The organism is Asanoa sp. NPDC050611 (assembly GCF_040654855.1).
Lineage (GTDB): Bacteria > Actinomycetota > Actinomycetes > Mycobacteriales > Micromonosporaceae > Asanoa.
Genome location: NZ_JBFAIU010000477.1, coordinates 1 through 4486, shown reverse-complemented (window position 1 = coordinate 4486; position 4486 = coordinate 1). Strand labels below are relative to the sequence as shown.

The 4486-nt window shown below is 73.2% G+C and carries 3 protein-coding genes; 1 reads left to right on the top strand and 2 read right to left on the bottom strand.

What is annotated here, in order from left to right; all coding sequences use genetic code 11:
- On the bottom strand, nucleotides 1-2880 hold a 2880-nt coding region (locus AB0H87_RS38555; RefSeq protein ID WP_360157706.1), incomplete at its 3' end, for a glutamate synthase central domain-containing protein.
- A gap of 150 nt (nucleotides 2881-3030) precedes the next feature.
- Between AB0H87_RS38555 and AB0H87_RS38550 the strand changes: the two genes are divergently transcribed.
- A complete protein-coding gene (locus AB0H87_RS38550; protein ID WP_360157703.1) occupies nucleotides 3031-3873 on the top strand; it encodes a GNAT family N-acetyltransferase in 843 nt (280 codons plus the stop codon).
- 22 nt (nucleotides 3874-3895) lie between these two features.
- Here AB0H87_RS38550 and AB0H87_RS38545 read toward each other — a convergent pair.
- A partial coding sequence (locus AB0H87_RS38545; protein WP_360157700.1) for a tetratricopeptide repeat protein occupies nucleotides 3896-4486 on the bottom strand: 591 nt, incomplete at its 5' end.

Sequence of the window (4486 nt, the reverse complement as noted above, 5' to 3'; positions counted from 1 at the left end):
CTGCAGGTCGTCGGCGTTGACCAGGTATTCGGTGGTGACGCCGAACCGGCCGCTGGCGACCTGCTTGACCGCGCTTCGCCGCGAAGGGTCGTAGAGCCGCTCGACGTCCTCGCCGCCCTCGCCGGTGTTGGACTTGCCGCCGAGCCGGTTCATCGCGATGGCGAGCGTCTCGTGCGCCTCCGCGGAGATCGACCCGTACGACATGGCGCCGGTCGCGAACCGCTTGACGATCGCGCTGACCGGCTCGACCTCCTCGATCGGCACGGCCGGCCGGTCGCCGGTGCGCAGCCGGAACAGCCCGCGCAGCGAGCCGGCCTCGGCGGCCAGCTTGTCGACCGTCGCCGTGTAGCGGGCGAAGATGTCCTCCCGCCGGCTGCGGGTCGCGTGCTGGAGCAGGAAGACCGTCTCCGGGTTGAACAGGTGCAGCTCGCCCTCGCGGCGCCACTGGTACTCGCCGCCGACGTCGAGCTTGCGGTGGCTGCGCTCGGCCTCGTTGGCCGGGTAGGCGCGGGCGTGCCGGGCCGCGATCTCGGCGTGGATGTCGGCCAGCCGGGCACCGCCGATCTTCGCGGGCGTGCCGGCGAAGTAGCGCTGCACGACCCGGGCGTCCAGCCCGACGGCCTCGAAGACCTGGGCGCCGCAGTACGACGAGACGGTGGAGATGCCCATCTTGGACATGATCTTCAGGACGCCCTTGCTGAGCGCCTTGACGTAGTTGCGGATCGCGTCGGCCGGTGCCACACCGGTCAACGCGCCGGTCGCGATCAGGTCCTCGGCGGACTCGAAGGCGAGGTACGGGTTGACCGCCGCGGCGCCGTAGCCGAGCAGCAGGGCCGCGTGGTGCACCTCGCGGCAGTCGCCGGACTCGACGACCAGGGCCACCTGCGTACGCGTCTGCTCGCGCACCAGGTGCTGGTGCACGGCGGCGGTGAGCAGCAGTGACGGGATCGGCGCGAGGTCGGCGGTCGAGTCCCGGTCGGAGAGCACCAGGATGCGTACGCCGTCCTCGATCGCCTCCGAGACGTGCCGGCAGATCTCGGTCAGCCGGGCCTTGATGCCGGCGGCGCCGTTGCGCAGCGGGTAGAGCCCGGAGACCCGGACGGCCTTGAAGCCGGGCAGGTCGCCGTCGTCGTCGACGGAGAGCAGCTTGGCCAGCTCGTCGTTGTCGAGCACGGGCCGCGGCAGCACGATCTGCCGGCAGCTCGCGGCGCCCGGGTCGAGCAGGTTGCCCTCGGGGCCGATCGTGCTGGACAGGCTGGTCACCAGCTCCTCGCGGATCGCGTCGAGCGGCGGGTTGGTGACCTGGGCGAACAGCTGGTGGAAGTAGTCGTAGAGCAGCCGCGGCCGGGTCGACAGCGGCGCGATCGGGGTGTCGGTGCCCATCGAGCCGAGCGGCTCGGCGCCGCTGCGGGCCATCGGCCCCACCAGGATCTTGAGCTCCTCCTCGGTGTAGCCGAACGTCTGCTGGCGACGCTGCACCGAGTCGTGCGTGTAGACGATGTGCTCGCGGGCGGGCAGGTCCTCGAGGTCGATCAGGCCGGCGTGCAGCCAGTCGTCGTACGGGTGGGTCGCGGCCAGCTCGGCCTTGATCTCGTCGTCCTCGACGATGCGACCCTCGGCGGTGTCGACCAGGAACATCCGGCCCGGCTGGAGCCGGCCCTTGGCCACCACGGTGGTCGGGTCGAGGTCGAGCACGCCGGCCTCGCTGCCGAGCACGACCAGCCCGTCCTCGGTGCGCCACCAGCGGCCCGGGCGCAGGCCGTTGCGGTCGAGCACCGCGCCGACCAGGGTGCCGTCGGTGAACGCCACGGCCGCGGGGCCGTCCCAGGGCTCCATCAGGCTCGCGTGGAAGCGGTAGAACGCCCGGCGCGCCGGGTCCATCGCGGTGTCGTTCTCCCAGGCTTCCGGGATCATCATGAGCACGGCGTGCGGCAGGTCCCGGCCGGCCAGGTGCAGCAGTTCGAGCACCTCGTCGAAGTTGGCCGAGTCGGACGCGGCCGGCGTGCAGACCGGGAAGAGCCGGCGGATGTTGCCCGGGATCTTCGCCGAGGCCAGCAGCGCCTCGCGGGCGTTCATCCAGTTCTTGTTGCCGCGGATGGTGTTGATCTCGCCGTTGTGGGCGATGAAGCGGTACGGGTGGGCCAGCGGCCACGACGGGAACGTGTTGGTCGAGAACCGGGAGTGCACGAGGGCGATCGCGCTGCGCACCCGCCGGTTGGTCAGGTCCGGGAAGAACGCGGGGAGCTGGTCGGGCGTGAGCATGCCCTTGTAGACCAGGGTGCGGGCGGACAGGCTCGGGAAGTAGGCCGGTATGCCACGCTCGGCGGTCTCGCGCTCGGCCTGCTTGCGCACGCAGAACGCCACGCGGTCGAGGTCGAGGTCGCGGACCGGGGTGCCGGCCGGCCCGTCAGGACCGTCGTGCAGGCGGTGGGCGGCGATGAACACCTGGCGGATCCGCGGGCGGACCAGTTCGGCGGTGGCGCCGAGGCCCTCGGGCTCGACCGGAACGTCGCGCCAGCCGAGCACCTCGGCGCCCTCGACGATCGCGTACTTCTCGATCACCGTGACCGCCTGGGCGGCGTCCGCGTCCTCGGTGGGCAGGAAGACCAGGCCCGTGGCGTAGAAGCCGGCGGGCGGGAGGTTGAAGTCGACGGTGGCCCGCAGGAACTCGTCGGGCACCTGGATCATGATGCCGGCGCCGTCGCCGGTGTTGGGCTCCGCGCCCCGCGCGCCCCGATGGTCGAGCCGGCACAGCGCCGAGAGGCCCTTCTCCACGACGTCGTGGGAGCGGCGACCGGCGAGGTCGGCTACGAACGCGACGCCACAGGAGTCACGCTCGTTCTCGGGGTCATACAAACCCTGGGGATGCGGCTGAGCCACCGGGCCTCCACGGTCGTCTCGGTCACACTGGTTTCAGGTTCGGGACGACGTCGGCCCTGCTGGGTCTTCTGAGTTTACGTGAATGCCGGCCTTCATCCGCCAGGACGTATTGATCACACGCCCAGGATCTGAGATGTGTACTCTCGCGCGGTGACCACCCCTGATCCTGCTCTCCTGCGCCGGTTGGAGACGTTCTACGACGCCCTGCCCCGGTTCACCGCCCGCGCGGAGGACTTCGGCGGTTTGGTGCTGTTTGTCCGGGAGGCTGCGGGCTGGCCGTTCTACGCCCGCCCCCGCCTCGACGGGGCCGAGCCGCCGTCCGCCGCCGACATCATTGCGGCCCGCGAGCGCCAGCGGGAGCTGGGCCTGCCCGAGGCCTTCGAGTGGGTCCACGAGACCACCCCTGACCTGCTCGCGGTGGCCCGCTCGGCCGGCCTGGCCGTCCTGGAGGCGCCGCTGATGGTGCTCGACCCGGCGGCCCTGCCGGACGTGCCCGCGCCCGGGGTCCGCCTGCTCGACCCGGCGTCGGACACCTTCACCGCGGACGTCGAGCTGTCCCGCGCGGTCGCGGCAGTGGGCTTCGGCACACCCGGAACCGATCCGGGCGCCGGCGGCCCCGCGGAGCGCGATGCCGCCCGGGTCGAGCTCGACGCGGCCGCCGTCGACGAGGAGCGCCGGTCCATCGTCGCGGGCCGCCGCTTCAACGCGGTCGTCGAGCTGCCCGACACCGGTCCGGTGGCCAGCGGCATCGGGATGCGGGCCGGCGACGTCGTGGAGATCGCCGGCGTCGCGACGCTGCCCGCCTACCGCCGCCGCGGGCTGGGTGCGGCGCTGACGCTGACGCTCGCCCGGCACGCCGTGACCTCGGGCGCCGGCCTCGTCTTCCTGTCAGCGAGCAGCGACGACGTGGCCCGGGTCTATCTCCGGGTGGGCTTCAAGCGGATCGGCACCGCCTGCATCGCCGAACCGGCACCGGTCAGCGCCCCGGCCTGAGACCGCCGGACCGGCCGGGGGTTCAGCCGGGATCCGCCGTGGCCGGCAGGGCCGGCACCGGTGGTTCCTCCGCGCTGACCAGGCTGTCCAGGCTCGCGGTCTGGCCCGCGCGGTGGGCCGCCGCGTAGGCCTCCTCGCCCAGCTGCGCGCGCAGGCCCGCCGCGGTGGCGGCCAGGTCGTGCAGCTCGCAGGCCGGCACGGGGGTGCCCAGCTCCGTGCGGATCGTGGCCGCCGCGCCCAGCAGCGCCGCACCCCGCTCCCCCGCGCCCATGATCCGGGCCGCCTCGGCCAGGGCCTCCAGCACGCTGGCCGTGCGCCAGCGGTCGCCGACCTGGCGGTGCGTGGCCAGGCTGCGGGTCAGGTGGGCCACCGCCCGGCCCGTCCGGCCGGCGCGCAGCTCCGCCAGGCCGCGCAGGTTGTGCGCCCAGCCCAGGCCCTCCGGGAAGGCCAGCGCCGTGAACCGGTCGAGGGCCGTGTCGAGCAGCGAGGCCGCGCGGTCGCCGTCGTCGCGGTAGAGGGCCACCGCGCCGAGGTTCATCAGGGCCGTGGCCGCCGCCTCCGGGTCGCCGAGGCGCTCGAAGCCCGCGATGCCAGATCGGAAGAGAACACCACA